Here is a 24,090-nt window from a genome sequence, read left to right on the forward strand (position 1 = left end):
CGTCACCCCCAAACTTTTCCCCCTTGTACGTGCAGCGCCGGACGAGGTGCTCACACCCCGCCACCTTCCCCCTTTGGTGGTGCGGGTGTTCCTACCCCCGAAGGAGCTACCCCCATGAACACGATCTTCCGTAAGAGCATGCTGTCTGTTGCTGGTCTCGCGTTCGCCGGCGGTGTTTTCGCCGGCCCGGTCGCCCACATGTCCAACTCGGTCGACGCCAAGCCCGTGGCAGTCGCGGTGCAGGCTGACAAGCCCGACATCAGCAAGCTGATCCCGCACGGCACCCAGGGCGACCAGTCCCGGATCACCCTGAACGATGAGCAGACCGCCAACGTCAAGGCGATCATCGCCGCCACGAAGAAGGCCGGTCTGCCGGAGCGGGCCGCGGTGATCTCGATCGCGACGAGCCTGCAGGAGTCGAAGCTGGAGAACCTCGGCCACCTCGGCGATATGAATGACCACGACTCGCTGGGCCTGTTCCAGCAGCGCCCGAGCTCGGGTTGGGGCACCCCGGAGCAGATCACCGACCCCGAGTACTCGACCACCGCGTTCCTCAAGGGCCTCAAGCAGGTCGACGGGTGGCAGGACATGCCCCTGACCGACGCCGCGCAGACCGTCCAGGTCTCGGCGTACCCGGACGCCTACGCCCCGTGGGAGCAGCAGGCCGCTGACCTGGTCGGCCAGTACTGGAACAGCTGACCTGCAACAGAGCTGAGCCACCCGCACGCACCACCGCACTACCCGGCACGACCACCGACCGCTGGCCGGCACCCGATATTCGGGGTGCCGGCCAGCGGTCTTTCCGCTGCATCCGAACGGAAACTGTCCAAGATCTACGTCGGCGACGCAGCGGAGCGACGCGATCGGCGCCGAGTGATCCGATCGGCTGGCGGGTACGTACCCCTGACCGGGGACCGGCGGAGGGATAGAGGCATGGCCGCAGTGGGGTACGGCGCGGATCGCGAACCGGAGTCAGAGCCGGAACCCCCCGGTGGGGCCGCACCACGGCGGTGGTCCACCGGTGCTCGCCTGTTGGTGGCTGCCGCTGCCGTCGTGTTGCTCCTGGGTGCGGCGGCGGTGGCCGTGATCGTTGCGGACCCCGACCGCCTCGGCATGACCTACTCCGGCCAAGCCGACGGCACCCGTCCCGACGGCACCCGTCCCGACGGCACCCGTCCCGACGGCGCCCGGCAGGGTGGTGACGGCCGTCCAGGGGGCGTCGCCGATCCGGACGGGGCTGGGGGTCGCCGCGGTGGTGCGGGTGCTGCTGCCGAGCAACTGTCGACAGCGCCGCTGGCAGGGCGGCAGAAGGGCACCTTCGTGCTCGCGGACGGGCTGTCAGCGTTCGAGTTGCGGGTGGCCGAGTTGGGCGATGACCTGTACCGGATCAGTACCCCGGCCGGCTCGAGTGTGGCGGCCCGACCGGCGGTGCAGGGGGAGACCGTGCGGCTCGACCTTGTGGAGTCCGGTGCGCGCGGACCGCGGACCGCGCGGGTGTTGCTCAACGAGCGGGTCGCCTGGCGTCTCCACCTCGTTGGCGGGGTGAGTAGTCAGGTGTTGGACCTGACCCGGGCCCGGCTGCTGGGCGTGGAACTCGCTGGCGGCTCCAGCCGCACCGAGATTCTCCTGCCACCGATCACCGCCGCTGGCTCTGGCAACCCCACCGGCCCGCGCTCAGACAACCCCGCCAGCATCCTGACCGTACGACTCACCGGCGGGACCAGCCAGCTCGACGTCCGGGTTCCGGGGGAGACCCCGGTTCGGGTTCGGGCGGGGGTCGGTGCCGGCTCGGTGGTGGTACGTGACGACCGCTGGGATGGGGTGGCCGCGGGTTCGGTGCTGGGTACACCGGGTTGGGACCGGTCGGCGGAGCGCCTGTACCTGGACCTGGTTGCCGGCGCCAACAGCGTGCTGGTGTCTTCCAGCAACCGGTGAACCACGCCGGCCAGCCCGCCCTGATCACCACGAGCTGGTGAACCGCCTGGCTGGCTGGAAGCGACGCGGTCGCGGGTCGGTGGGCGCGTACAGTCGGGCGGTGGAGCGTACTGAATCAATGCTGGCGCAGACCCGACCGCCTGGCGTGGCCGACGTCGATCCCGGCAGCGTGTTGTTGCCCGGCCACGACGTGCCGTTGGGTAGGTACACCACGGTGCGGCGGCTGCTTCCGCAGCGCGCCAGGCGGATGGTTGGCGCGTGGTGTTTCGTGGATCATTTCGGCCCGGACGATGTGGCGCAGCGGCCCGGGATGGAGGTACCGCCGCACCCGCACACCGGGCTGCAGACGGTGACCTGGCTGCTCGACGGGGAGATCCTGCACCGGGACAGCCTCGGCAACGTGCAGCCGATCGTGCCCGGCCAGCTGAACGTGATGACCTCCGGTAAGGGCATCGCCCACTCGGAGCGGTCGCCGGCCACCCACCCGCCGGTGATGCACGGCGTGCAGCTCTGGGTGGCGCTGCCGGACCCGGCGCGGGCCGGAGCGGCCGATTTCGCGCACCACGCCGACCTGCCGCGCTGGCGGGACGGCGATCTGGATTTCACAGTGCTGGTCGGCGAGTTCGCCGGGGAGCGGTCGCCGGCGGTGGTGCACACCCCGCTGGTGGGGGTGCAGCTGGAGCTGCGCGGTGAGGCGCCGGCGACGATGTCGTTGCGGCCCGATTTCGAGTACGCCGTGCTGGCGATGTCCGGGTCGGCGGAGGCGGCCGGGGTGGGGTTCGAGCCGGGGGCGCTGCTGTATCTGGGCTCGGGCCGCCGGGAGTTGACAGTGCGTGGCGGGGCCGGAGCCCGGTTGCTGCTGCTGGGCGGTACGCCGTTCGAGGAGCCGTTGGTGATGTGGTGGAACTTCGTGGGCCGGTCACATGAGGAGATCGCCGCGGCCCGGGAGGACTGGATGGCCGGCGACGGACGCTTCGGTGTGGTCGCCGACGATCCGGCGCCGCCGCTGCCAGCCCCCGCCCTGCCGACGACCCGCCTCAAGGCCCGCGACCGCACCGGCGGCCTGCACGGGTGACGGGCACGCGTGGCCGGCGTGTGACCCCCTGGCGGCGCGGGTAGTCGCCGGCATGACGACCAGTTTGATCACTTCGGTGGAGGACCGTAAACGCCTGGCGCGCCGGCTGGCCGGCACCGGGCGGGGCTTCGCCGAGCAGTACGGGTTCCGGGTGACCAACAACCCGGCGAGCCTGTTCCAGGTGCTCTACCTGTCGGTGCTGTTGGCCCGTCGTGGTGACTTCCGACGGGCGTTGGACGGTGCGCGGGCGTTGCGCGACGAGGGGTGGGACAGCGCGGCCCGGCTGGCCCGTTCGCTGCACGAGGACCGGGTACGGGTGCTGCGCGCCAGCGGTCAGCGTGGTGACGTGGCCGCGGTAGCCGATGTGCTGGGTGATCTGGCCCGGACGGTGGTCGAGCGGTACCGGGGTGATCTGCGCCGGTTGCGGGCGGTGGCGCACCACGACCCGGTCCGGGAGCGGGCCCTGCTGACCGAGCTTCCGGGCGTGGACGAACAGGTCGTCGAGCTGTTTCTCCGGGAGGCGCAGGCGTTGTGGCGGGAGGTGGCCCCGGTCGCCGACCGGCGGGCGTTGGCTGCGGCGCGTCGGCTCGGGCTGGGTAGGTCGGCGGACGACCTGGCCGGCCTGGCCAGTGGCGAGTCGGAGCAGTTGGCCTGGCTGGTGGGGGCGTTGGCCCGGGTTGACCTGGAGCATCGGTACGCGGAGGTGACCCGTCGGCCGTGACGTGCCCTGGCCCACACTTCCCCAAATTCTGACCAAACGGAGGATGTTCTGCCGTATGGTTGGACCCGGCAGTGCTGGCCGCTCGGTTCGGGCGGACCTCCACCGCCTGGTGACCGCGACCGGTTCGGATGCGGTTCACCGCCTGGGCAGGCTTGCGTGGCGCCCTGGGTCGCGGTTCGTGACCAGGGGCGCCCGCCTGTCCCGGCCCTTCGATCGGCCCCGCCCCCGTGTCGCACTCCGGGGGACAGCGCGGCCGGGAAAACCCGCTTACCGAGCCAGACCGGCCAGCAGGTTCACTGTCACGGCGATGATGAACGCGCCGAACAGGTACGACACCATCGAGTGCCGCAGCACCGTACGACGCATCTCGTTGCTGGTCAGGTTGGTGTCGGAGATCTGGAACGTCGTCCCGATGGTGAACGCGACGTACGCGAAGTCGGAGTACCGCGGCGGTTCGGGTTGGTTGAAGTTCACCCCGCCGTCCGGGCCGGTGTAGTAGATCCGGGCGTACCGGGCGGCGAACACGGTGTGCACCACGAACCAGGAGAGCACCACGCTGAGCACCCCCAGGCTGCTGTGCAGCTCCCGGGCCGTTCCGGGGGGCGCGCTCTGCGCACTGGCCACCACCAGTCCCACGGCCAGCAGGCTGGCCAGGCAGGCGACGAGCAGCAGGGCGTCCCGGATCGCCCGGTTCGGGTCCTCGTGGACGGCCAGGTGGGCGGTCCGCTCGGCGTCCATCGGCCAGATCTTGTGCCAGACCAGCACGAGCCAGCTCAGCGCGCCCACGTCCCAGCCGGCCAGCGCGGCGAGCGGCAGGGGCAGCAGCAGCGTGAAGGCGAAGCCCGCGACGACGCCGACCACCGCCACGACGGCGAGCTGCTTCGCCGCCGGGAAACGCACGTCCGCTGGCCGGTCGGGGCCGGTCTGGGTCATTCGGGACGCTCCCGGGTCGGGGTGGTGGGCGTCACCGCCGGGTCAGATGCCGCGCAGGTGCTGCGAGACCCTGTTGTGCTTCTTGTCCCGGGCCTGCTCGGCCCGCTGGGCGGGGCCGACCTCGGGCGCCGCCTCGATCCCGGCCGACCGGGCCACCTCGGTCCCGTTGGCGTAGTCGACCGGCGGCAGGGCACGCAGCGCCTTCAGCACGTCCGGCGGGGCACCCTCCCGTTCGGCCTCGCGGACCACGTCGTCCTTCTCGGCCGGGTAGTCCAGGCTCGACAGGTACTGCAGGACGTCGGCGTAGCTCGCCATGGCGTGGGCTCCCTCGGGCATCGATGTGGTGACGACCGGCGGCGGTTACCCGCCCGCCGGCCGGTCACGCCCACCCCGCGAAGGATTCCCGGCGCCGTTTCTCCCCGGCCGCCGCGGGTACCCGCAGACGCCGACGCGAGCCAAGGGGGTACGCGATGAACTACGACACTTTCATCGACCAGGTTTCCCAGCGCACCGCCACGTCGTCCGAGCAGGCGGTCGAGCTGACCCGGGCGGTGTTGGAGACGTTCGCCGAGCGGTTGACCGGCGGGGAGGTCCTGGACCTGGCCGCCCAGTTGCCCCAACCGCTGCAACTCGTGCTCAAACCGAGCCCGAGCACCGAGCAGGCGGACCGGTTCGGTGCCGCGGAGTTCGTCGCCCGGGTCGCGTTGCGTGCCGGTGTGCGGGAGCGCGCCGCCGAGGACGCCAGCCGGGCGGTCTTCACCACCCTGCGCGAGGCGATCACCGGTGGTGAGTTCGATGACGTGGCGACTCAACTGCCGCGTGACTATCGGGGCCTGATCGAGCCGGCGATGGCCCCGGGCGCGACGCTGCGCCGCGGCTGACAGCGCTCGCCCCGGTGATACACAGCGGTTTACCAGGGCAACCATCGATGTCCCGCTTGGCGTGGCGATTCCGCCTGGCCTAACCTTGTCGTGCGAGGGGAGTACTTCCCACGAACCATTCCGGTCAGTACGGCGCGCCCGGCGTGCCTCGGGTGGTTGCCCATCAGGTGATGGGTGAAGGAGACCTCGAACATGACGGTGTTCGAGGAGACCCCACATGAGTCACGTGTCGTATCTGTCCGCCGCCAGCGACCTGTCGTCGGTGGGCACGCCCACACTGTGGGCGGTCACCATCGTCGGCGTCATCCTGCTGCTGGTGCTGGACTTCCTGGTCACGCGTCGCCCGCACGAGGTGTCGATGCGGGAGGCCATCGGCTGGTCGGCGTTCTACATAGCGCTGCCGCTGGCGTTCGGTGGCTGGCTCTGGGCCCGCTACGGCTCCCAGCAGGGCGTCGAGTACCTGACCGGCTACCTGGTGGAAAAGTCGCTCTCGGTCGACAACCTCTTCGTCTTCATGCTGCTGTTGGCGGCGTTCGCGGTGCCGGCGGTGCTCGCCCAGCGGGTGCTGCTCTACGGCATCGCCGGCGCGCTGGTGCTGCGGGCCGTCTTCATCGCCCTCGGCGCGGCGGCGTTGCAGACCCTCGACTTCGCCTTCCTGCTCTTCGCGATCATCCTCATCGCCACAGCGGTGAAGCTGCTGCGCGATGCCATGTCCGGGCATCAGCAGGAAGTCGACATCAACAACATGCGGTCGGTGAAGCTGCTGCGCAAGGTCATGCCGGTGGTCGACGACTACCACGGCACCAAGATGACCGTCCGGCAGGGCGCGAAGCGGGCACTCACGCCGTTCGCCCTGGTGGTGGTCGCGGTGCTGGCCACCGACGTCGTCTTCGCTGTCGACTCGGTGCCGGCGGTCTACGGCATCACCGAGGACCCGTACCTGGTGTTCGCCACCAACGCGTTCGCCCTGCTCGGCCTGCGGGCGCTCTACTTCGTCCTGCACGCGGCGCTGAGCCGGCTGGTGCACCTCAGCTACGGCCTGGCCATCATCCTGGCGTTCATCGGCCTCAAGCTGGGTCTGCACTGGGCGCACGGCATCTGGGACAGCGTGCCGCAGATTCCCACCCTGGCCTCGCTCGGCGTGATCATCGGTGTGCTGGTGGTCGTCACCCTGACCAGCCTGCGCGCCACCCGGGGCGGTGACCTGCCCGAGGACCGCAAGGTCGTCGCGGAACGGCACTGACCGCGCCGCGCCGGCTGACGAGGGGGTAAGCGGGAAAGCTCCCGCCCCGGCCGGCGCGGGTGGTACGACTGTGCAATGGGAATCGTGTCACCGGGCTTTCAGGGTCGGCCCCGAACGCAGGAGCCGGCCCTGCCACCCGGTCAGTATCTGACCGAGGACTTTCCGGTGCTCTCGGCCGGCCCGACGCCCCGGGTGTCACTGGACACCTGGGAGTTCGTCATCTCCGCCGAGAACGGCAGCGAACACCGCTGGTCGTGGCAGGAGCTGATGGCCCTGCCGCAGGAGACGCCGATGGTGGACATCCACTGCGTCACCCGCTGGTCCAAGCTGGGCACCAACTGGCAGGGCGTCTCACTGGACACGCTGCTCGCCGACGTCGACACGGGGGCGCACTTCGCGCTGGCGCACTCCTACGGCGGGTACACCACCAACCTGCCCCTCGACGACCTGCGCGGCGGTCAGGCCTGGGTGGTGCACACCTTCGACGGCGCCCCGCTGCCCGCCGAGCACGGCGGGCCGGCGCGACTGCTGGTGCCGCACCTGTACTTCTGGAAGTCCGCCAAGTGGGTGCGCGGCCTCCGGCTCAAGACGATGGACGAGCCGGGGTTCTGGGAGACCGCCGGGTACCACGACTACGGCGACCCGTGGCGCGAACAGCGGTACCAGGGTGACTGAGCGCGCAGCGGCGACGAGCACCCAGCGTCGGACGCCGAACCGTTGGCAGGTTGGCCGCCTGGTGGAGCGCCGGGTGGAGACACCCACCGCGCAGACCCTGGTGCTGGAGGTGCCGGACTGGCCGGGGCACCTGCCCGGGCAGCACGTCGACCTGCGGCTCACCGCCCCGGACGGCTACCAGGCGGCCCGGTCGTACTCGATCGCCGGGCCGGCCGTGGACGGGCCCGGAGGCCCGCGCATCGAGGTGACAGTGCAGCGGGTGCACGACGGCGAGGTGTCCCCGTACCTCATTGATGTCTTTGGTGCCGGCGACCCGGTGGAGGTCCGCGGACCGCTCGGTGGCTGGTTCATCTGGCGGCCCGAGGAGACCGCGCCGGTGCAGCTCGTCGCTGGCGGCTCCGGCGTCGTGCCGCTGATGGCGATGATCCGGGCCCGGCGGGCGGTGGGCAGCAAGGCGCCGTTCCGGCTGATCTACTCGGTGCGCACCCCCGGCGACGTGATCTACGCCGACGAGCTGCGCCGCCGGGTCCGCGACGACTTCGGGTTGGACGTCGCGTACGTCTACACCCGTGAGGCGCCCGAGGGTTGGCGCGGTGAGCCGCACCGGATCGGGCTGGCCGATGTCAACACGCACGGGTGGCCACCGGACCTGGAACCGCTCACCTACGTCTGTGGCCCGACCGCGTTCGTGGAGACCGTGGCCGACCTTCTGGTGGGGCTGGGTCACCCGTCGCGTCGGGTCAAGACCGAACGCTTCGGCCCCACCGGCTGACCACCCGCTCGCTCACGCAGTGTCGAGGAGATTCGATGACCGAGATGTCGTACCTGGACGGCAACATGCTCGACGGCCCGATGCGGGAGCTGTTCACCGTCGACCTGAGCAGCGCGATGGGCCGCTGTGAGAACTGCGGGACGACCGGCTCGATGGCCAGCCTGCACGTCTACTCGCACGCCCCGGGTCTCGTCGCCCGCTGCCCCTCCTGCGAGGAGGTGATGGTGCGTCTGGTGCGTGGTCCGGACCGGGCCTGGCTGGACATGCGCGGCACCACGTTCCTCCAGGTGCCGATGCCGATGGAGCAGACGTTCCCCGGCCCGCTCTGACAGAACGCTCGCCCGGCTGAGGCAGGATGGCCGGATGAGCGCCGGTCGGTGGAGTGGTGTGCCGCTCGCGGTCCGGTGCGTGGTGGCGGTGGCCGTGCTGGTCTTCGCCTACGGCACCGCGGTGCACGTGGTGCAGTTGCTCCTGCCCCAGTTCGGGCCGCAGCTCGCCCTGCCCGGGTGGCTGGCGTTCTACTTCACGTCCCTGACGCTGTGGGATCCGTTGGCGGCGTTGCTGTTGGCCGCTCGCCGGGTGGAGGGGCTCGTGTTGGGCTGCGCGGTGCTGGTGACGGACGCGGCCGCGAACGGGTACGCCAACTACGTGCTGGACCCGGCGGGCGGCGTCACCCCGGGCCGGATCGGGCAGGCCGTCATCACCGCCCTCGCCGTTGGTCTCGTCGCGCTCAGCCCGTGGCTGGCGCCATGGTTCGCCCGGTCGGCGGTCCAGGGGCGCTGACCCTGTCCCGCTACGGCGTATCCTGGTTGGCTTGGGCGAGGACGGCGCGCACGGCTTCGACCACGGCGGCGGGTTGGTCCTTGTGGATGTAGTGGCCGCTGTCGGGCACCACGACGTGGACGCCGTGTGGGAAGACCGCGGCGGTCTGGTCGGCGAGGTCATCGGAGCGCTGTCGCAGGGCCGCCGGTTTGCCGCGGGTCGCGGTCAGGATTCTCATCGGTATGTCGGGGGCGGTCGACGTCGCGCGCGCGGCGCGCACCTCCCGGGTGCAGGTGTTGGCGAGGCGGTTCTCCGCCCGAATGGTCGTGACCTGAGCGAATGTGCGATAGCTGGCCCGGTACGCGTGGGTGATCGATGCCTGGGTCTCCGGGTCGTCGGTGCAGCGCTCCGCGAGCGTGCGGCCCATGGTCGCCGCGATCCGATCGAAGAGCCCGATCGCCTTGAGCACCGGGATGGCGTTGAGCAGGAGGTTCGATGAGACACGCAGAGGCAGTGGCACCTCTGCCGTGCTGTCCTCGTGGAACGGATCGAGCAGGACCAGGCCGAGCGTCTGGTCGGGACGGGCGAAAGCGGCTAGTTGGGCGAGCAGTCCGCCCCAGCTGTGACCGACCAGCACTGCGGGACCGACGTCGTCCAGGAGTGCCACGAGGTCGCGTACCTGGGAGCCCAGTGTCAGCCGCGAGTCGGCGTCACTGGCTCCCAGACCGGCCCGGTCGTAGGCGATGACGCGGGCCCTCTCGGCCAGCGAAGGGAGGACGACGGCCCAGTCCAGCCCGACTTCGCCGGCCCCGGAGACCAGGACGACCGGTGGTGTGGCGCTGCCGGCTGCCACCCACCGCAACTGTCGGTCGGACTCCCGGGTCAGCCGGCCACTGTCGACACCAGTTGGTACCAGGCTGGACAGCGCGACGACGACGGGGTCCTGCGACTCGGCATCCATTCGGCCTCCTTGTCAGGCGCTTCTGATCGACGTCGGCTCGGTCGGGTGCACGTGGTCTGGTCGCGAAGCGAGGAGCCTCTCAGTGGCGGAGGAGGTCGTAGGCCCGGGCGAGGTCGTCGGCCCACTGTGAGTCGTAGTCACGTTCCCACGCGCGGTGCAGGCGGTCGCGGGTCGCCTCTCGGCGTAACCAGTCGCCCAGGGCGCTCGGCTTCTGACTGGTGAAGTTGAGTCTGCTGACCAGCTCGGCCAGGTGACGGTCTGCCGGCGGGGTGAGCGTGGCGTCCCAGACGTCGAGGAATCGTTCGACGCGCTCGCCGGCCGCGTGGGCCGCGTCGAGGAAGTCCGTCGGGTCGGTGAACGACCCGAGCCGCGACGGATGATCCGCCAGCAACGCCCGCCACACCACGTCGAGGTACGCGTCGATGGCCTCCTGCTCGACCCGCGGCCAGGTGCGCCACTCCTCATAGCGGAGTTTGCCCAAGACGATGACCGGTTCCAGCTCGTCGGACCCGAGCAGGCGCTCAAGGAGCACGGGGAGCAGGGCCTTCACGTCCACACGTCCGCCGACCGTGTTGCCGAGGCTGATGGTCAGCGAGAAGAGGTCGTGCTCGTCGACCAGCACCGAGCCCTCGCAGTGCGGGCAGCCGTCGAGCACCGCACGGCGCGGATACCGGGCGAACGCGTCCCGTACGCCCGCCAGGGCCGCCGTCAGCTCGTTCTCCACCGGCCGATTCTCGCATCGACGACTTACTGCGTGGTGCCCGCGAGCAGCCACCGTCGGACGGCTGTCAGGCAGCAGCGGGTTCGTCGATGGTGGTGCCGGTACGTGCGGCCCGCGCGGCGCCCCAGTCGTAGAGGGCCTGCAACACCGGGGCCAGGCTGAGTCCTTCGTCGGTGAGCCGGTACTCGACGTGGGGTGGTGTGGTCTCTTGGTCGTGCCGCAGGACGAGCCCGTCGGCCTCCAACTCGCGCAGACGCTGGGTCAGCATCTTCTCGCTGATCCCTGGCATCCGGCGGCGCAGTTCGCCGTAGCGGTGTACGCCCTCCTTGAGATGGGCCAGGATCACGGGTCGCCATTTTCCGCCGACAATGTCGACGGCGAGCTCCACCGGGCAGTGGTATCGCTTGGGCATCGGGGCCTCCCTCAGCACGTACCAAAAGGTGCGTACTTGATCATCGCCGCTGCGGGTGTTCAGCTGTGTCCATGGTGATCGAGTACATCAGGTACCGCGTGCCGCAGGAACGGCTGGACGGTTTCGAGGCGGCGTACGAGCGGGCCGCAGGCGCGTTACGCGCCGCGCCGCAGTGTGTGGACTACGAGTTGAGCCGCTGCCTGGACGACCCCGCCTGCTACCTGCTGCGCATCACCTGGACATCGGTGGACGAGCACCTGTTGGGGTTTCGGGGCGGCCCGGTGTTCGGGCAGTTCTTCGCCGCGATCAAGCCGTACGTCGAGGACATCCAGGAGATGCGGCACTACGCTCCAACGTCGGTTGCCGGCCCTGGTGGCGCTGCGCCGCCGAGCCTGCACGAGTGGGCCGGCGGCACCGACGCGTTCAGGAAACTCTGCGATGCCTTCTACCGACTGGTCCGCTCCGACGACCTGCTCGCGCCGATGTTCGCCCACATGCACCCCGACCATGCCCGACATGTGGCGGTATGGCTTGCCGAGGTCTTCGGCGGACCGGCCACCTACACGATGGAGCACGGCGGTTACCGCCACATGCTCGGCCAGCACCTGGGCAGGGCGATCACCGAGGCGCAGCGTCGGCGGTGGGTCAACCTGATGATGGACGCTGCCGACGAGGTCGGCCTACCCGATGATCCGGAGTTTCGCGCCGCCTTCGCGAGCTACCTGGAGTGGGGCACCCGGTTGGCGGTGGGCAATTCTCAACCGGACGCGGACCCGGTCCGGCAGGCACCGGTCCCACGCTGGGGCTGGGGTGTGGCCCCGCCCTACCGGGGATGAGCCCGCCGAAACTCGGGTGCGCTCTACCTGGCGCACCCCTAGGCTCCCGCTCCGACGGCTGGCACGGCGTCCGTCCGATGGGAGATGAGCGCAGCGATGACTGCACACCTGTTCGCGATCAGCTTCGACGCGAGCGAGCCTCTGCGGCTCGCGCAGTTCTGGTCCGGGCTCCTGGGGCGGGACATCGTCGACGATCCGCACGACGGCATCCTGCTCCTACCCAGAAACGACAACGAGTTCCACCTCCGCTTCGCCCCGAACCAGCAGCCGAAGGTCGTCCAGAACCGGATGCACTTCGACCTGACCAGCAGTTCGCTGGAGGACCAGCGGCAGACGGTGGCCAGGGCACTGGAACTCGGCGCGCGGCATGCCGACATCGGGCAGGGCCCGGAGATCGATCACGTGGTGCTCGCCGACCCTGAGGGCAACGAGTTCGACGTCATCGCTCCGGGCAACAAGTTCCTCGCCGGCTGCGGCTTCGTCGGAGCGTTGGCCTGCGACGGGTCGCAGGCGGTCGGCTACTTCTGGAGCCAGGCGCTGGGGTGGCCGCTGGTCTGGGACCAGGACGAGGAGACCGCGATCCAGGCACCGAACGGCGGCACGAAGATCTCCTGGGGCGGTCCGCCGTACATGCCGAATGGCGGCCGGGATCGGGTGCGGTTCGACCTCGCCCCGGCTGGCGACGTCGATTGGCAGGTCGAGGTCGACCGTCTGCTTTCGCTCGGGGCGACGCGGGTCGACACCGACCAGGACGGGACAGGCCGACTGGTGCTGGCCGACCCCGATGGTCAGGAGTTCAGCCTGCTGACGTCCCGCTAGCGCGACAGTGCGGGGGTCACCTGGCGGGCGGTTGGACAACGACGGCCCCGGTCGGTCAGAGTGGTCCGCCGTGAGATATCTGCGTACCGGTGGTCCCGCCGCGATCCGCCGGCCCCGGCCCACCGACTCCGACGAGTTCGTGGCCGCCGTGCGGCGCAGTCGGGACCTGCACCACCCGTGGTTGGCCGCGCCGGCCAACCCGGAGGAGTACGAGCTCTATCTGCGCCGGATCCGTCGCCGCGACAGCGCCGGCTACCTGATCTGCGACCGGGCCAGCGGCGAGATAGCCGGCTACGTGAACATCAGCGGGATCGTGTTGGGCGCGCTGCGTGGTGGCTTCCTCGGGTACGCGGCCTTCCTGCCGTACAGCGGAACCGGGCACGCGTCGGCGGGCGTGGCCCTGGTGATCGACCACGCGTTCACAGCGGTGGGCCTGCACCGGCTGGAGGCGAACATCCAACCGGGCAACGAGCCGTCGCGGCGGGTGGCCCGCAAGCTGGGTTTCCGGTTGGAGGGTTTCTCCCCGGACTACCTGTTCATCGACGGCGGCTGGCGCGACCACGAGCGCTGGGCGATCACCGCACCAACGCCCGCCTGACCGTCGGGCCGGCCGAACCCGGCCGATGGCAGGGCTTCACTGCGGGAGCGGAGTCCGGAACTTTCACCCGGACGGGGTGATGACGCTCCGTACCCTGCTTCCTACGGTGGGTGTCATGGCTGTCGTGCGCGCGACCCCTGCCAATCCCATCCCCGGACTGTCCGTCGCGGATACGGACAGCGCCGACCAGCGGGCCATTCCACCCGAGCTGGGCCCCGACTCCCTGGCGGTGCTCAGCGGGCCCACGTTCCTGTACTCCAACGCGTGCGGGGATGTGCCGACGGGGAGTATCGGCGGGCTCGTCCACCTGGACACCCGTCTGATCAGCGGCTGGAGCCTGACCGTCAACGGCGGTGAGCTGTTGCTGCTGCGCGCCGAGACGATCGACCACTATTCGGCGCAGTACGTGCTCACCAACCCGGAGTTGCCCGGGTTGCCGCCGAACACGTTGGGCGTGCGGCGCCTGCGCTACGTCGGGGACGGGTTTCACGAACGCGTGGAACTGATCTCCTTCGGGCGGGAGCCGGTCCGGGTGGAGCTGCGGCTGGCCGTTGCCGCCGACTTCGCCGACCTGTTCGAGGTCAAGTCGAGGGTCCGGGACCGCTCCGCCGAGATCAGCCGCGACCACGCCGCCGACGGGTCCGAGCTGTGCTTCTCCTACCAGCGCGGTGAGTTCTCCGCGCAGACCCGGGTGTGCTGCGCGAAGCCCGCCGACCGTATCGAGGGCGACGACCTGGTCTGGGACCTGAGCCTGGCCCAGGGCGAGGAGTGGCAGGTCGACCTGCACGTACCACTGCCGCCCGGGATGGGGGTGGTGGAGCCGGTCCGGGGCGACATCGCCGACGTCATCCACGGCCGGGCCGACGACCCGCTGCGCCGGTGGATCGAGGACCGGGCGGTGCTGCACAGTGACAGCGAGGCGTTGGAGCGCACCGTGCGGCAGTCCCGCAGCGACCTGGCGGCTCTGCGGCTCGACCTGGAGGTCAAGGGCCAGCGGATTCTGCTGCCCGGTGCCGGGTTGCCGTGGTTCCTCACCGTCTTCGGCCGGGACACCCTGATCACCGCGTATCAGACGCTGGTCGCCGGGCCGGCGCTGGCGAAGGGCACCCTGCTCGCCCTGGCCCGGCTCCAGGGTGAGACGTGCGACGACTTCACCGACGAGGAACCCGGCAAGATCCTGCACGAGGTGCGCAGCGGCGAGTTGACCCGCAGTGGTGAGAAACCGTTCGGGCCGTACTACGGCACCGCCGACGCCACCCAGCTCTGGCTGATCCTGCTCTCCGAGTACTGGCGCTGGACCGGCGACGACGAGACCGTCCGGCACTTGCGGGACAACGCGGTGGCCGCGTTGCGCTGGATCGACGAGTACGGCGACCGGGACGGCGACGGCTACGTCGAGTACGGCACCCGCTCGCCCGAGGGGCTGGGCAACCAGTGCTGGCGGGACTCACCGGATGGCGTCTGCTTCGCCGACGGCCGGATCCCCGTGCTCCCGCTGGCCACGTCCGACCTGCAGGGCTACACCTACGACGCCAAACTGCGGCTGGCCGAGTTGTTCGACGGGCCGTTGGACAACCCCACCTTGGCGCGCCGCCTCCGCGACGAGGCCAGCACCCTGTACGAGCGGTTCAACCACGACTTCTGGATCGAGGAACGGGGCGGCTACTACGCGGTCGCCCTGGACGGCGACAAGAACCGCGTCGACTCCAAGACCTCGAACATGGGTCACCTGCTGTGGAGCGGAATCGTCCCGCCGGAGCGGGCCGGGGCGGTGGTGGGGCAACTCATGTCGCCGGACATGTTCTCCGGTTGGGGCATCCGGACGCTGTCGCGGGAGGAGCAGCTCTACAACGCCCTCGGCTACCACCTGGGCACGGTCTGGCCGCACGACAACTCGATCGCCGCGCTCGGCCTGGCCCGCTATGGCTACCGAACCGAGTCGAACCGGATCAGTCTGGCGATGATCGAGGCGGCCGACCAGTTCGGTTACCGGCTGCCGGAGGCGCTCAGCGGTTTCGACCGGAAACGACTGCTCTTCGCCGTGCCGTACCCGACCGCGTGCAGCCCGCAGGCGTGGGCGGCCGGCACGCCGCTGGCCTTGATCCGCGCCATGCTCGGCGTCAATCCGGTCAACGGCCGATTGGTCCTCGATCCGGACGTCCCGGAGAAACTAGGCCGGATCGCCGCCGAGCGGGTGCGGGCGTTCGGCCAGGAGTGGGAGTTGGAGGCGATCGGTCGCAGCGGCCACGTTCGGCTCCAGCCCAGCTGAGTGCGGCTGGCGCCTCGGACGTTTGTCGCGGCCTTCGACGGGAAACGGCGCGCAATGACGAAACCTCGTGTGGTGATCGTGGGGGCCGGGTTCGCCGGTTACCACGCGGCGAAGACGTTGAGCCGGATCGCCCGGGACCGGGCCGAGATCGTGGTGCTGAACTCCACCGACTACTTCCTGTACCTGCCGCTGCTGCCGGAGGTGGCGGCCGGGGTGGTCGAGCCCAGACGCATCGCCGTGCCGCTGACCGGGACGCTCAAGGGCGTACGGGTGGTGATCGGCGAGGCCGACCACGTCGACCTGCAGAACCGCTGGGTCGGCTTCACCCAGGCCGAGGGGGAGAAGAACCGGCTGGCGTACGACCGGCTGGTGCTCGCCGTGGGCAGCGTCAACAAGCTGCTGCCCATCCCTGGGGTGACCGAGTACGCGCACGGCTTCCGCGGTCTGCCCGAGGCCGTCTACCTGCATGATCACATCGTCCGGCAGGTCGAGTTGGCCGAGCAGGCCGAGGACCCTGCTGAGCAGCGGGCCCGGTCCACGTTCGTGGTGGTCGGGGCGGGCTACACCGGCACGGAGGTGGCGGCGCACGGGCAGCTGTTCACCGACGCGCTGCACGCCCAGCGGCCCCGGCTCACCGTGCGGCCCCGCTGGATGCTGCTCGACGTGGCGTCGCGGGTGCTGCCGGAGTTGGACAAGCGGATGTCGGACACCTCGCACAAGGTGCTCGACCGGCGTGGGGTGGACGTGCGGATGGGCACCTCGGTGGCCGAGGCGACCTGCGACGGGGTGAAGCTCACCGACGGCGAGTACGTGCCGACCTGCACCCTGGTGTGGTGTGTGGGGGTGCGCCCCGACCCGTTCGTCAACGAGCTGGGCCTGCGGACCGACCGGGGTCGACTGGTCACCGACGAGTTCCTCAACGTTCCCGGCTACCCGGAGGTCTTCGCGGTCGGGGACGCCGCCGCGGTGCCCGACCTGGTCAACCCGGGCAAGGTGTGCGGGATGACCGCCCAGCACGCGCAGCGGCAGGGCAAGCGCGCGGCGTACAACATCGCCGCGTCATACGGGTTCGGCCGGCGTAAGCCGTACAAGCACCACGATCTGGGCTGGGTCGTCGACCTGGGTGGCAAGGACGCGGCGGCGAACCCGTTGCAGGTCAACCTGTCCGGGCTGCCGGCCAAGGCGGTCACCCGGGCATACCACCTGATGGCGATGCCGGGAAACCGCACACGGGTGAGCGCCGACTGGGCGTTGGACGCCGCGTTGACCCGGTCCGCGGTCCAGTTGGGGCTGGTGCCGGCCAACGCGGTGCCGTTGGAGAGCACCACCCCCGAGGTCGCGACCCGGTCCCGCTGAGCAGGCCCGGCCAGGCCGTCGCGGAGCAGGCCGGCCGCGACGGTCGGTCAGTCGGTCGGGTCGGCCGGTCGCGCGTCCGGGCCGGCCGGCGTTGCGGGTCGCAGCCGGAGCGGGCCGTACTCGCGCAGCAGGGTCTGGATGATGCCGGCGGCGGGGATGGCCAGCAGCGCGCCGAGCAGACCGGCCAGCTCCGCCGCGAGCAGCACGCTCACCAGCACGGTCAACGGGTTCAGCCGGACCGCGCGGGACAGGATGAGCGGTTGGAGCAGGTGGTTCTCCAACTGTTGGTAGACCACGAAGAAGACCAGCACCACCACCCCGGCGGTGGGGGAGTGCAGGAAGCCGGCGCCGGCCGCGATCACCGCGCCGAGGGTCGCCCCGACCAGCGGTATCAGGTCGGCGACCGCCACCAGGAGGGCGATCACGGCCGCGAAGGGCACGCCGGTGAGGGTCAGCACCACGAAGGTCAACGCCCCGCAGATCACGCTGATCAGCAGGTTCCCGGTGAGGTAGCCGGTGACGGTCCGCGACACCTCCCGGCCCACCCGGCGTAGCCGCTCGCCCTGACCGTCCCCGGCCGCCGCCAGTAGGCCGCGGGTGATCCGCGGGGCCTCCAACACCATGAGGTACGCCAGCACGATGACCGTGACCAGCCCGGCGACCGACTCGACGACGCCGCGCAGCACACCGACCGCCGGTTGGCGCAGCCGGCCGCCGAGGTCGCGCAGCTGCTCGGAGTGCTCGCTGACGTAACGTCGTGCGCCGGTGCGCTCCAGCACCTGCCCGACCGGGCCCCGTCCGGCGCGAGCCTCCCGCAGCAGGTCCGGCGCCCGGTCGGCGAAGCGGCCCAGCTCGCCGAACAACGGCACCAGGATGAGCGCGGCCAGGATCGCCAGCAGGACGAACGCGGCGAGGAACACCAGCAGGGTGGCCAGCGCCCGACGCCGGACGAAGCGGCGTTGCAGCCGGTCGACGAGGGGTTTGAGCGCGACGGCGAAGAACGCGGCCACCACCGCCCAGACCAGCACCCTCCGGGTCGCGTACACGAAGCCCAGCGCGAGCGCGGTCGCCAGCACCAGACCGATCACGATCAGGGTGCGGCGGGCGGTCGCCCGCTGGTCGACGTCGCTCATCCGGCGGGCCTTCCCCGCGCGTGCCGTCGGAAACCCGGCATCGCGGGCGCAACGGCGTTCAGTGGCGGGAGTGGTCGTCCGCGTCGGTGACGGGGTGTGCGCCGGCGACGAACGTGTCGAGCGCGGCGGCGTGCAGCAGCCCGCCGGGCACCGGGTCGCGCAGGGCGGCTACCGCCAGCCGGGCCACCGGCAGCCCGCCGGGGCGGGAGGTCGCGGCCAGCACCAGGTTGCCGTACCTGCGGCCGCGCAGCATTCGCCGGTCGCCGACCACGCACACGTCGGCGAAGACCGCCCGCAACGTGGCCACCTGCACCCGGGTGCCGACCAGCGGCGGCAGGTCGGTGACGTTGAGAAGGTACAACCCGTCGGGGCGCAGGGCGCGGGCCACCTCGGCGGCGAACTCGACGGTGCGGACGTGCCGGGGCATCCGGGCCGCCCGGTAGATGTCGGCGATCACCAGGTCGTACCGGCCGTCCGCGGTGGCGGTCAGGGCGTCCCGGGCGTCGGCGACCTCCACCCGCACCTCCGCCGGCAGCGGCGGCAACTCCCGGGATACCAATTCGACCACCGCGGCGTCCCGCTCGACGACCCGTTGCGGGGAGCCGGGCCGGGTGGCGGCCAGCCAGCGGGGCAGCGTCAACGCGCCGCCGCCCAGGTGCAGGACATTCAGCGGGGCGCCGGCCGGGGCCGCCACGTCCACCGCCGAGGCGATCCGCCGGACGTACTCGAAATGCAGGTACCGGGGATCCTCGACATCCACGTACGACTGCTCGACCCCGGCGGACAGCAGTGTCCGCCCGGTCCGGCGGACCGGGTCGGCGACCACTTCCAGCCGGTCGGCGGCGCGGTTCATATCCGGCACGCTAGCCGAGCCCACGGTACGTCCGGCCCGTGGCCCGGCACGGCGGACGGGCCGGCGGAGCGGGGTTGCGCCCGGTCCGCCGGCCCGCCTGATGTCGCGGTGGCCGTCAGCCGCCGGCCATCCCGGCCCCGACCTCGTCGATCGCGTCGTCGATCTGGCGGGCGAGGTCCACGTCGAGCGCTGTCACCCCGTTGGCCTGGTTGGTCCGCACTGTCAACACGGCGGCGGTGTCTCCGGGACGCCCGATGCTCGGGCCCCGGCCGTTGTCCCGGCGCAGCCGGTCGAGCCGGGCGAGGACCCGGTCCAGGTTGTCGGGCGGCAGCGCGACCACCCGGTAGAGGCCCTGGCTGTCGCCGGCCCAGTAGGGCAGGTCGTCGAGCGCCGCGTCGATCTCGTCGGCGTCCAGGGTGGGTGTGGTGGTGGAGGCGCCCACGAGGCCGCCGCCGACCTCCGGCGGGTTCAGCAGGTCGCGCAACCCGTCGGGTACGTGCAGCGACTCGACCAGGTCGCCGTCCTGCTCGGCGAGCGCGGCCATCGTCGCCTCCGCCTGGTACCGGGCCTGCTCCGGGGTGTTGCCGCTGATCCGGCCCACCTCGGCCAGGAAGCCGGGCAGGTCCTGGTGTCGCTCGATGCCGTCGACCGGCAGCACGTCGTGCAGCGACGACGGCACCGCGGCGAGCAGCCGCTGCCGCTCGGCGGCCTCCAGGGCGAACGCGAGGACCAGCACAGTCGCCTCGGTGCCCACCTTGGCCGTCTTGAAGTCGACCCCGGCGCGACGCCGGACCTCGTCGACCAACTGGTGGTAGCCCATGCTGTTCACACCGGCCGCGCCGCTCGGCGGGGACGGCTGCGGTCGTGGGTTGTCGGCGCTACCGACCGGCGGCGGTGCCGGCCCGCCGCGCGTGGTGTCCGACTTGTGCACTCCGGCCGGTGGTGGGCCCGCCCGCTTACCCGCATCGAGGCTCGTGAGCTGCTTGGAGGCGCTCAGGCTGGCGCCGATCTCGCTGGGCTGGCGATTCTGCTCCCGGGCCTGCCGGGCCAGTGCCCGGCGCCGCTGGTTGTCGCCCTCCATCTGCTTGCGCATGGTGGCATCCCTTTCCGCTGGGGATCGTGGCTGCGCCAGTCGCCTTCCCGCCGTCCCGGAGAAGGAAACGGAGGCCGCCGGCCGGGTCGCAGCGGCCTGCGCCACGCTTCATCCGGCGGGGGTGAGGGGTGCTCACCCGCACGGCCCGCAGGATGGGGGCAGGACCGGAGTTCTTCCGAGGTACGCGGGAGGAAGGCCGTCATGAAGGAAGTTGTCGAGATCGTCCCCGCCCGGCCCGGCTGGTACGCGCGCTGGCAACTCACCCCTGAGGTCACCAGGTGTTACCCGGTGAGCCTGTGGGCGTTGTTGGAGGAGGCCGACGGGACCGGCCGGGAGGTGATCGGCATGGACTGCATAGGCCAGTGGCCCGGCGCGGACGACAACGAGGCGGGTGGGCAGTTCGTCCGCTATCTGTACCAGACGCCCGATTCGGGGGAACCCGAGGACATCGACGCGACCCCGACCGGCGAGCTGCGGGAGGACGGACCCCGGCTCCAGCCGATGACGGCACCCTAGACATTCCTCCGGCCCCCGACCCCAGGTCCCAGGGTCGGGGGCCACCCCGTTCGCACTCGGGGTGGCCTGCCGGTCAGCCGATGGCGCGCACGTCGTCGTCGGCGTACGCCACGGCCAGCAACTCACTCAGGCCCGTGCGGTCCAGCATCCGCTGGAGCTGAGGGCTGACCCCGGTCAGTTGGATCGTCCCGGCGGCGCGGTGCACCACCAGCAACGCGCTGAGCCCGGAGGAATCGCAGAGGGTCACTCCGGTCAGGTCCACCAGGACCGGGGCGTCGTCGTTGCCGCGCAGCTCGGCCGCCGCGGCGATCAACTCGGGCGCGCTGTCGTAGTCGAGTTCGCCGGTCAGCCGGAGTCGGACGTGCCCGGCGGCGAGCCGGGTTGTCTCGATGGTCAACAGCTGGTCGGGCATCCCACCATTTTCCCGGTCGAGCGACAAAACGCAAAGCGGGGGCTGTGACCCGCACGCGTGGCGGTCACGCAGCCCTCGCCGCAGCGGGTGGTGGCGATGCCCGCCACCTGCCGTGAGATGCCGCTATCCGGGTTCCGGCGTAGGGTGGCCTGGAGAGTTTTTGACAGTGGACGCCGGTTCCGGCACGGGTTCGGTGAACGACAAGGAGTGAGGCTCAGCTGGTGACTGCTTCCGACGTCAGGGACTTCGACCCGGGCGACGGACGGCTCTCCACGCCGAGCACGACACGACCCTCGGCGTGGTCCGCCGACGTTCGCCGCCCCACTGCCGCTCTGCCGCCGTTGGCCCCCGACCGGGGTCAGGCCACGCCCGACTGGTTCGAGGTCGTCGAGCACTTCCGCGAGGGCCTGGTGGTCTGCGACGCCGACGGCGTCGTGCGACACGTCAGCCCGGTGGCCGAGCGGTTGCTGCCCGAGGTGACGCCCGGTGAACTGCTCAGCGCCGCCGGTGTGCCCGGCCTGAGCCAGGGCGTTCCCGGCGGCTTCACCCACCGCGGGCGTCGGCTCACCGCGCGCCAGGTGCCGCTCTCCGGCGCCCGCTGCTGCTGGTACGTCGAGGATGTCACCGACAGCGTCAGCCGGGCCGACGCGCTGCTCGCCGAACGGGCGCGGTCGGCGTTCCTGGCCGTGGTCGGCGACAAACTGGGCAACCCTCTGCACCCCGACCGGGCCGCCGCCGCTGTCGTCCGACTGGCGGTGCCGACCCTGGCCGAGGTGGCGGTGCTGGTGCTCGCCCCGCGGGGCGGGCGGGCCCGCTGGTGGCGGGCGACGCGCACCGACGACGAGGCGCCGACTGTGGACAGCGGCGTACTGGGCGGCGGCGAATTGCCGAGCGCCATCGCCGACGGGCTGACCGGCGCCGAGCCGCACGCGGTGGACTGGCTGGTCGAGCAGGCGGTCGACGCCGGTTGGCTGCCGGGGCTCGCCGGCACCGAGAGCGCCGCTCGGGTCGTCCCGCTGCCGGGCCGCGATGCGCCGGTCGGTGTGCTGCTGGTGGCCCGCCGCGCCACCCGCTGGTACGACGACGACGACGTGGAGCTGGTCCGCGCGTTCGCGGCCCGTGCCGGCGCGGCGTTGACCACCGCGCTGCTCTACCGCGACCAGGCCGAGGTGGCCGACACCCTCCAGGCCAGCCTGCTGCCGGTCGAGCCGGTCGAGGCCACCGGTGTGCAGTGGGGCACCGCGTACCGGCCCGCGCAGGCGGGGCTGCGCATTGGCGGCGACTTCTACGGTTCGCACCGGCTCACCGACGGTGGCTCGGTGTTCTTCCTCGGCGACGTGTCGGGCAAGGGTGTCGAAGCGGCCGTCTTCACCGGTCAGCTACGCCAGTGCCTCCAGGCGCTGCACCGGTTGGAGTCGAACCCCGCGCGGTTGCTGCGGCTGCTCAACGACGCGCTGCTGGAGACCACCCAGGCGCACGGCCAGGGCCGTTTCGCCACGATAGTGCTCGGCGTGGCCCGCCCGGAGCGCGACGGCGGCCTCACCCTCACCATGGCCGGCGGGGGGCACCTGCCGCCACTGGTGCTGCGCGCCTCCGGTGAGGTGGAGACGGTGCCGTTGCGCGGCATGCTGATCGGCGTGGTGCCCGACCCCCGCGTCGGGGAGGTCACCGTGCGGTTGGCGCCGGGCGAGACCTGTCTGCTCTACAGCGACGGCGTGACCGAGGCCCGGGGCGGCCGGCGCGGCGACGAGCTGTTCGGCCCCGAGCGTCTGGTCACCGCGCTGACCGGCTGCCAGCGGATGCCCGCGCCGGCCCTGGCCGAACGGGTCGAGCAGGTCACCTGCGACTGGCTGGCGCAGGGCGACCACGACGACATCGCCGTGCTGGCGCTGCGCGCGGCCGGTGTGAGCGGGCGCAGCGTCCGGCACCTGCACTCGGTGCCCGCCGGCATCGACCAGACAGAGGAGACTGACGCGTGACCGCCGCCACGGCCACCACCGATCTCGACGACGAGGCGTACTCCGGCTACCTGGACCACCTCGCCGAGGCCGACGAGTACGCGGCGACCGACCTGGCGATCGGCCTGCTCGACGCGGGCGTCCCGGCGGAGCGGGTGCTGCTCGACCTGGTCGCGCCCGCCCAGGCCGAGGTGGGCGAGCGGTGGGCGCGCAACGAGTGGAGCGTCGCCCAGGAGCACGCGGCCACCCACATCAGCGAGCAGGTGGTGGCGGCGGTGTCGGCGCACGTCAAGCCACGGCCGACCGGCGGCCGGGTGGTGGTCGCCTGCATGGACGGCGAGTGGCACGCGCTGCCGCCCCGGCTGGTGGCCGAGGTGCTGCGGTTGCGCGGGTGGCAGGTGACCTTCCTGGGCGCCAGCGTGCCGGCGGCGCACCTGGTGTCGTACCTGCACCGTTACGACGCGCACGCTGTCGCGCTGGCGTGTGCGCTGCCGATGCGCCTGCCGTACGCCCACCGGATGATCGAGGCCTGCCGCCGCTCGGACGTGCCGGTGGTGGTCGGTGGGCGGGGCTTCGGCGCGGACGGCCGGTGGGCGCGCCGGCTGGGGGTGGCCTGGGCGCCGGACGCGCCCTCGGCGGCCGAGCTGATCGCCGACGAACGGGCGCTGCGCGCTGCGCCGCCGGCGCGGCTGGCCCACCTGGCCGACGACGAGTACGCCAGCCTGGTGCGCCGTCGCGGCGAGCTGATCGACAGCGCGTTGGCGGAGCTGCGGGAGCGGGTGCCGTCGGCCCGGGCTTACACCGCCGCTCAGCTCGACGCGACAGTGAGCGACCTGGGCCACATAGTGGATTTTCTGGCCGCGGCGGTCTACGTCGACGACGCCTCGTTGTTCACCGAGTTCGTGGAGTGGCTGTCGGGGATTCTGCGCAGTCGTGGGGTGCCCGCCGGGGCTGTCGTCCTGCCGCTGGAGCACTACGCCGCCGCGTTGCGGGACTTCCCCCGGGCGGCGCGGACGCTGGCGCTGGGATGTGCGGCGTTGCCCGGCGCGTCCCGCTGACCGACCCGCCGGTGGCACCCGGGGCGATCACCGCGCTCGTGGGCGCCACAGTCAGCTCTGCGTATACTTGCCGGACTGCAAACGTCCCACCCGAGGGT

General features: G+C 71.5%; 27 protein-coding genes. 18 read left to right on the plus strand and 9 right to left on the minus strand.

From position 1 onward, the window contains the following. Positions 1–114: 114 nt before the first annotated feature. From IW249_RS23490 to IW249_RS23505, 4 genes are all read left to right on the plus strand, one after another. Positions 115–699: a hypothetical protein gene (locus IW249_RS23490; protein WP_196922740.1), complete on the plus strand. Its 585-nt coding sequence runs from the start codon at positions 115–117 to the stop codon at positions 697–699. A gap of 234 nt (positions 700–933) precedes the next feature. After that, on the plus strand, positions 934–1,935 hold the full coding sequence (locus IW249_RS23495; protein ID WP_196922741.1) for a hypothetical protein: 1,002 nt from the start codon (positions 934–936) through the stop codon (positions 1,933–1,935). Between the two features lie 100 nt (positions 1,936–2,035). After that, positions 2,036–3,010: a pirin family protein gene (locus tag IW249_RS23500; protein WP_196922742.1), complete on the plus strand. Its 975-nt coding sequence runs from the start codon at positions 2,036–2,038 to the stop codon at positions 3,008–3,010. A gap of 52 nt (positions 3,011–3,062) precedes the next feature. Then, on the plus strand, positions 3,063–3,731 hold the full coding sequence (locus IW249_RS23505) for a hypothetical protein (RefSeq protein WP_231392631.1): 669 nt from the start codon (positions 3,063–3,065) through the stop codon (positions 3,729–3,731). Positions 3,732–3,998: 267 nt separating this feature from the next. Here IW249_RS23505 and IW249_RS23510 read toward each other — a convergent pair whose 3' ends face one another. Together IW249_RS23510 and IW249_RS23515 are read right to left on the minus strand one after the other, a co-directional pair. Next, positions 3,999–4,664 carry a DUF1345 domain-containing protein gene (locus IW249_RS23510; RefSeq protein WP_196922743.1) on the minus strand — a complete coding sequence of 222 codons (666 nt, stop codon included), beginning with the start codon at positions 4,662–4,664 and terminating at the stop codon, positions 3,999–4,001. A 42-nt stretch (positions 4,665–4,706) separates the two neighbouring features. Beyond that, positions 4,707–4,979 carry a DUF2795 domain-containing protein gene (locus IW249_RS23515; RefSeq protein WP_030332551.1) on the minus strand — a complete coding sequence of 91 codons (273 nt, stop codon included), beginning with the start codon at positions 4,977–4,979 and terminating at the stop codon, positions 4,707–4,709. A gap of 155 nt (positions 4,980–5,134) precedes the next feature. Here IW249_RS23515 and IW249_RS23520 point away from each other — a divergent pair, with 155 nt between their 5' ends. The 6 genes from IW249_RS23520 (at position 5,135) to IW249_RS23545 (ending at position 9,018) form a co-directional block, all read left to right on the plus strand. Further along, complete coding sequence (locus IW249_RS23520; protein WP_196922744.1) at positions 5,135–5,545, plus strand: DUF2267 domain-containing protein; 411 nt, start codon at positions 5,135–5,137, stop codon at positions 5,543–5,545. Positions 5,546–5,762: 217 nt separating this feature from the next. Further along, complete coding sequence (locus IW249_RS23525; protein ID WP_196922745.1) at positions 5,763–6,788, plus strand: TerC/Alx family metal homeostasis membrane protein; 1,026 nt, start codon at positions 5,763–5,765, stop codon at positions 6,786–6,788. A gap of 75 nt (positions 6,789–6,863) precedes the next feature. Then, positions 6,864–7,463, plus strand: a complete 600-nt coding sequence (locus IW249_RS23530; protein ID WP_091408112.1) for a sulfite oxidase-like oxidoreductase — start codon at positions 6,864–6,866, stop codon at positions 7,461–7,463. Beyond that, on the plus strand, positions 7,456–8,235 hold the full coding sequence (locus IW249_RS23535) for a ferredoxin reductase (protein ID WP_196922746.1): 780 nt from the start codon (positions 7,456–7,458) through the stop codon (positions 8,233–8,235). The genes IW249_RS23530 and IW249_RS23535 overlap by 8 nt, the downstream gene beginning before the upstream one ends. A gap of 35 nt (positions 8,236–8,270) precedes the next feature. Next, the gene (locus IW249_RS23540) at positions 8,271–8,564 is read left to right on the plus strand and encodes a DUF6510 family protein (RefSeq protein ID WP_196922747.1); all 294 of its coding nucleotides are present in this window, start codon (positions 8,271–8,273) and stop codon (positions 8,562–8,564) included. A gap of 34 nt (positions 8,565–8,598) precedes the next feature. Continuing rightward, positions 8,599–9,018 carry a hypothetical protein gene (locus IW249_RS23545; RefSeq protein ID WP_196922748.1) on the plus strand — a complete coding sequence of 140 codons (420 nt, stop codon included), beginning with the start codon at positions 8,599–8,601 and terminating at the stop codon, positions 9,016–9,018. A 10-nt stretch (positions 9,019–9,028) separates the two neighbouring features. Here the strand turns inward: IW249_RS23545 and IW249_RS23550 are convergent, their stop codons facing one another. From IW249_RS23550 to IW249_RS23560, 3 genes are all read right to left on the minus strand, one after another. Next, entirely contained in the window at positions 9,029–9,958 is a 930-nt protein-coding gene (locus IW249_RS23550) for an alpha/beta fold hydrolase (protein ID WP_196922749.1), read from the minus strand. A 79-nt stretch (positions 9,959–10,037) separates the two neighbouring features. Then, entirely contained in the window at positions 10,038–10,682 is a 645-nt protein-coding gene (locus IW249_RS23555; RefSeq protein ID WP_196922750.1) for a hypothetical protein, read from the minus strand. A 64-nt stretch (positions 10,683–10,746) separates the two neighbouring features. Beyond that, on the minus strand, positions 10,747–11,091 hold the full coding sequence (locus IW249_RS23560; protein WP_196922751.1) for a winged helix-turn-helix transcriptional regulator: 345 nt from the start codon (positions 11,089–11,091) through the stop codon (positions 10,747–10,749). Positions 11,092–11,162: 71 nt separating this feature from the next. Between IW249_RS23560 and IW249_RS23565 the strand changes: the two genes are divergently transcribed. The 5 genes from IW249_RS23565 to IW249_RS23585 all read left to right on the plus strand — a co-directional run bounded on the left by IW249_RS23565 (position 11,163) and on the right by IW249_RS23585 (position 16,969). Further along, positions 11,163–11,927, plus strand: coding sequence for a group II truncated hemoglobin (locus tag IW249_RS23565; protein WP_196922752.1), 765 nt, complete (start codon positions 11,163–11,165; stop codon positions 11,925–11,927). A gap of 96 nt (positions 11,928–12,023) precedes the next feature. Further along, complete coding sequence (locus tag IW249_RS23570; RefSeq protein ID WP_196922753.1) at positions 12,024–12,746, plus strand: VOC family protein; 723 nt, start codon at positions 12,024–12,026, stop codon at positions 12,744–12,746. Positions 12,747–12,816: 70 nt separating this feature from the next. Next, complete coding sequence (locus IW249_RS23575; RefSeq protein WP_307788688.1) at positions 12,817–13,344, plus strand: GNAT family N-acetyltransferase; 528 nt, start codon at positions 12,817–12,819, stop codon at positions 13,342–13,344. Between the two features lie 115 nt (positions 13,345–13,459). Then, the gene (locus IW249_RS23580; protein ID WP_196922755.1) at positions 13,460–15,613 is read left to right on the plus strand and encodes an amylo-alpha-1,6-glucosidase; all 2,154 of its coding nucleotides are present in this window, start codon (positions 13,460–13,462) and stop codon (positions 15,611–15,613) included. 54 nt (positions 15,614–15,667) lie between these two features. Continuing rightward, a complete protein-coding gene (locus IW249_RS23585; RefSeq protein ID WP_196922756.1) occupies positions 15,668–16,969 on the plus strand; it encodes an NAD(P)/FAD-dependent oxidoreductase in 1,302 nt (433 codons plus the stop codon). A 47-nt stretch (positions 16,970–17,016) separates the two neighbouring features. Here the strand turns inward: IW249_RS23585 and IW249_RS23590 are convergent, their stop codons facing one another. The 3 genes from IW249_RS23590 to IW249_RS23600 form a co-directional block, all read right to left on the minus strand. After that, positions 17,017–18,102 (minus strand): AI-2E family transporter, encoded by a 1,086-nt coding sequence (locus tag IW249_RS23590; protein ID WP_196922757.1) that lies wholly within the window; start codon positions 18,100–18,102, stop codon positions 17,017–17,019. Between the two features lie 58 nt (positions 18,103–18,160). Beyond that, positions 18,161–18,955: a spermidine synthase gene (locus IW249_RS23595; RefSeq protein ID WP_196922758.1), complete on the minus strand. Its 795-nt coding sequence runs from the start codon at positions 18,953–18,955 to the stop codon at positions 18,161–18,163. 115 nt (positions 18,956–19,070) lie between these two features. Then, positions 19,071–20,048 (minus strand): DUF2267 domain-containing protein, encoded by a 978-nt coding sequence (locus IW249_RS23600; protein ID WP_196922759.1) that lies wholly within the window; start codon positions 20,046–20,048, stop codon positions 19,071–19,073. A 201-nt stretch (positions 20,049–20,249) separates the two neighbouring features. Here IW249_RS23600 and IW249_RS23605 point away from each other — a divergent pair, with 201 nt between their 5' ends. Further along, a complete protein-coding gene (locus tag IW249_RS23605; protein ID WP_196922760.1) occupies positions 20,250–20,564 on the plus strand; it encodes a hypothetical protein in 315 nt (104 codons plus the stop codon). Between the two features lie 73 nt (positions 20,565–20,637). On the opposite strand, the gene IW249_RS23610 is transcribed toward IW249_RS23605, so the two are convergent. Further along, positions 20,638–20,976 carry an STAS domain-containing protein gene (locus IW249_RS23610; RefSeq protein WP_196922761.1) on the minus strand — a complete coding sequence of 113 codons (339 nt, stop codon included), beginning with the start codon at positions 20,974–20,976 and terminating at the stop codon, positions 20,638–20,640. A gap of 221 nt (positions 20,977–21,197) precedes the next feature. Here IW249_RS23610 and IW249_RS23615 point away from each other — a divergent pair, with 221 nt between their 5' ends. Both IW249_RS23615 and IW249_RS23620 read left to right on the plus strand, forming a co-directional pair. Then, positions 21,198–22,955: a PP2C family protein-serine/threonine phosphatase gene (locus IW249_RS23615; RefSeq protein ID WP_196922762.1), complete on the plus strand. Its 1,758-nt coding sequence runs from the start codon at positions 21,198–21,200 to the stop codon at positions 22,953–22,955. Further along, positions 22,952–23,992, plus strand: a complete 1,041-nt coding sequence (locus tag IW249_RS23620) for a cobalamin B12-binding domain-containing protein (protein WP_196922763.1) — start codon at positions 22,952–22,954, stop codon at positions 23,990–23,992. The genes IW249_RS23615 and IW249_RS23620 overlap by 4 nt, the downstream gene beginning before the upstream one ends. Positions 23,993–24,090 lie beyond the last annotated feature (98 nt).

The sequence above is a fragment of the Micromonospora vinacea genome, from assembly GCF_015751785.1.
In the GTDB taxonomy this organism is placed as follows: Bacteria; Actinomycetota; Actinomycetes; order Mycobacteriales; family Micromonosporaceae; genus Micromonospora; species Micromonospora vinacea.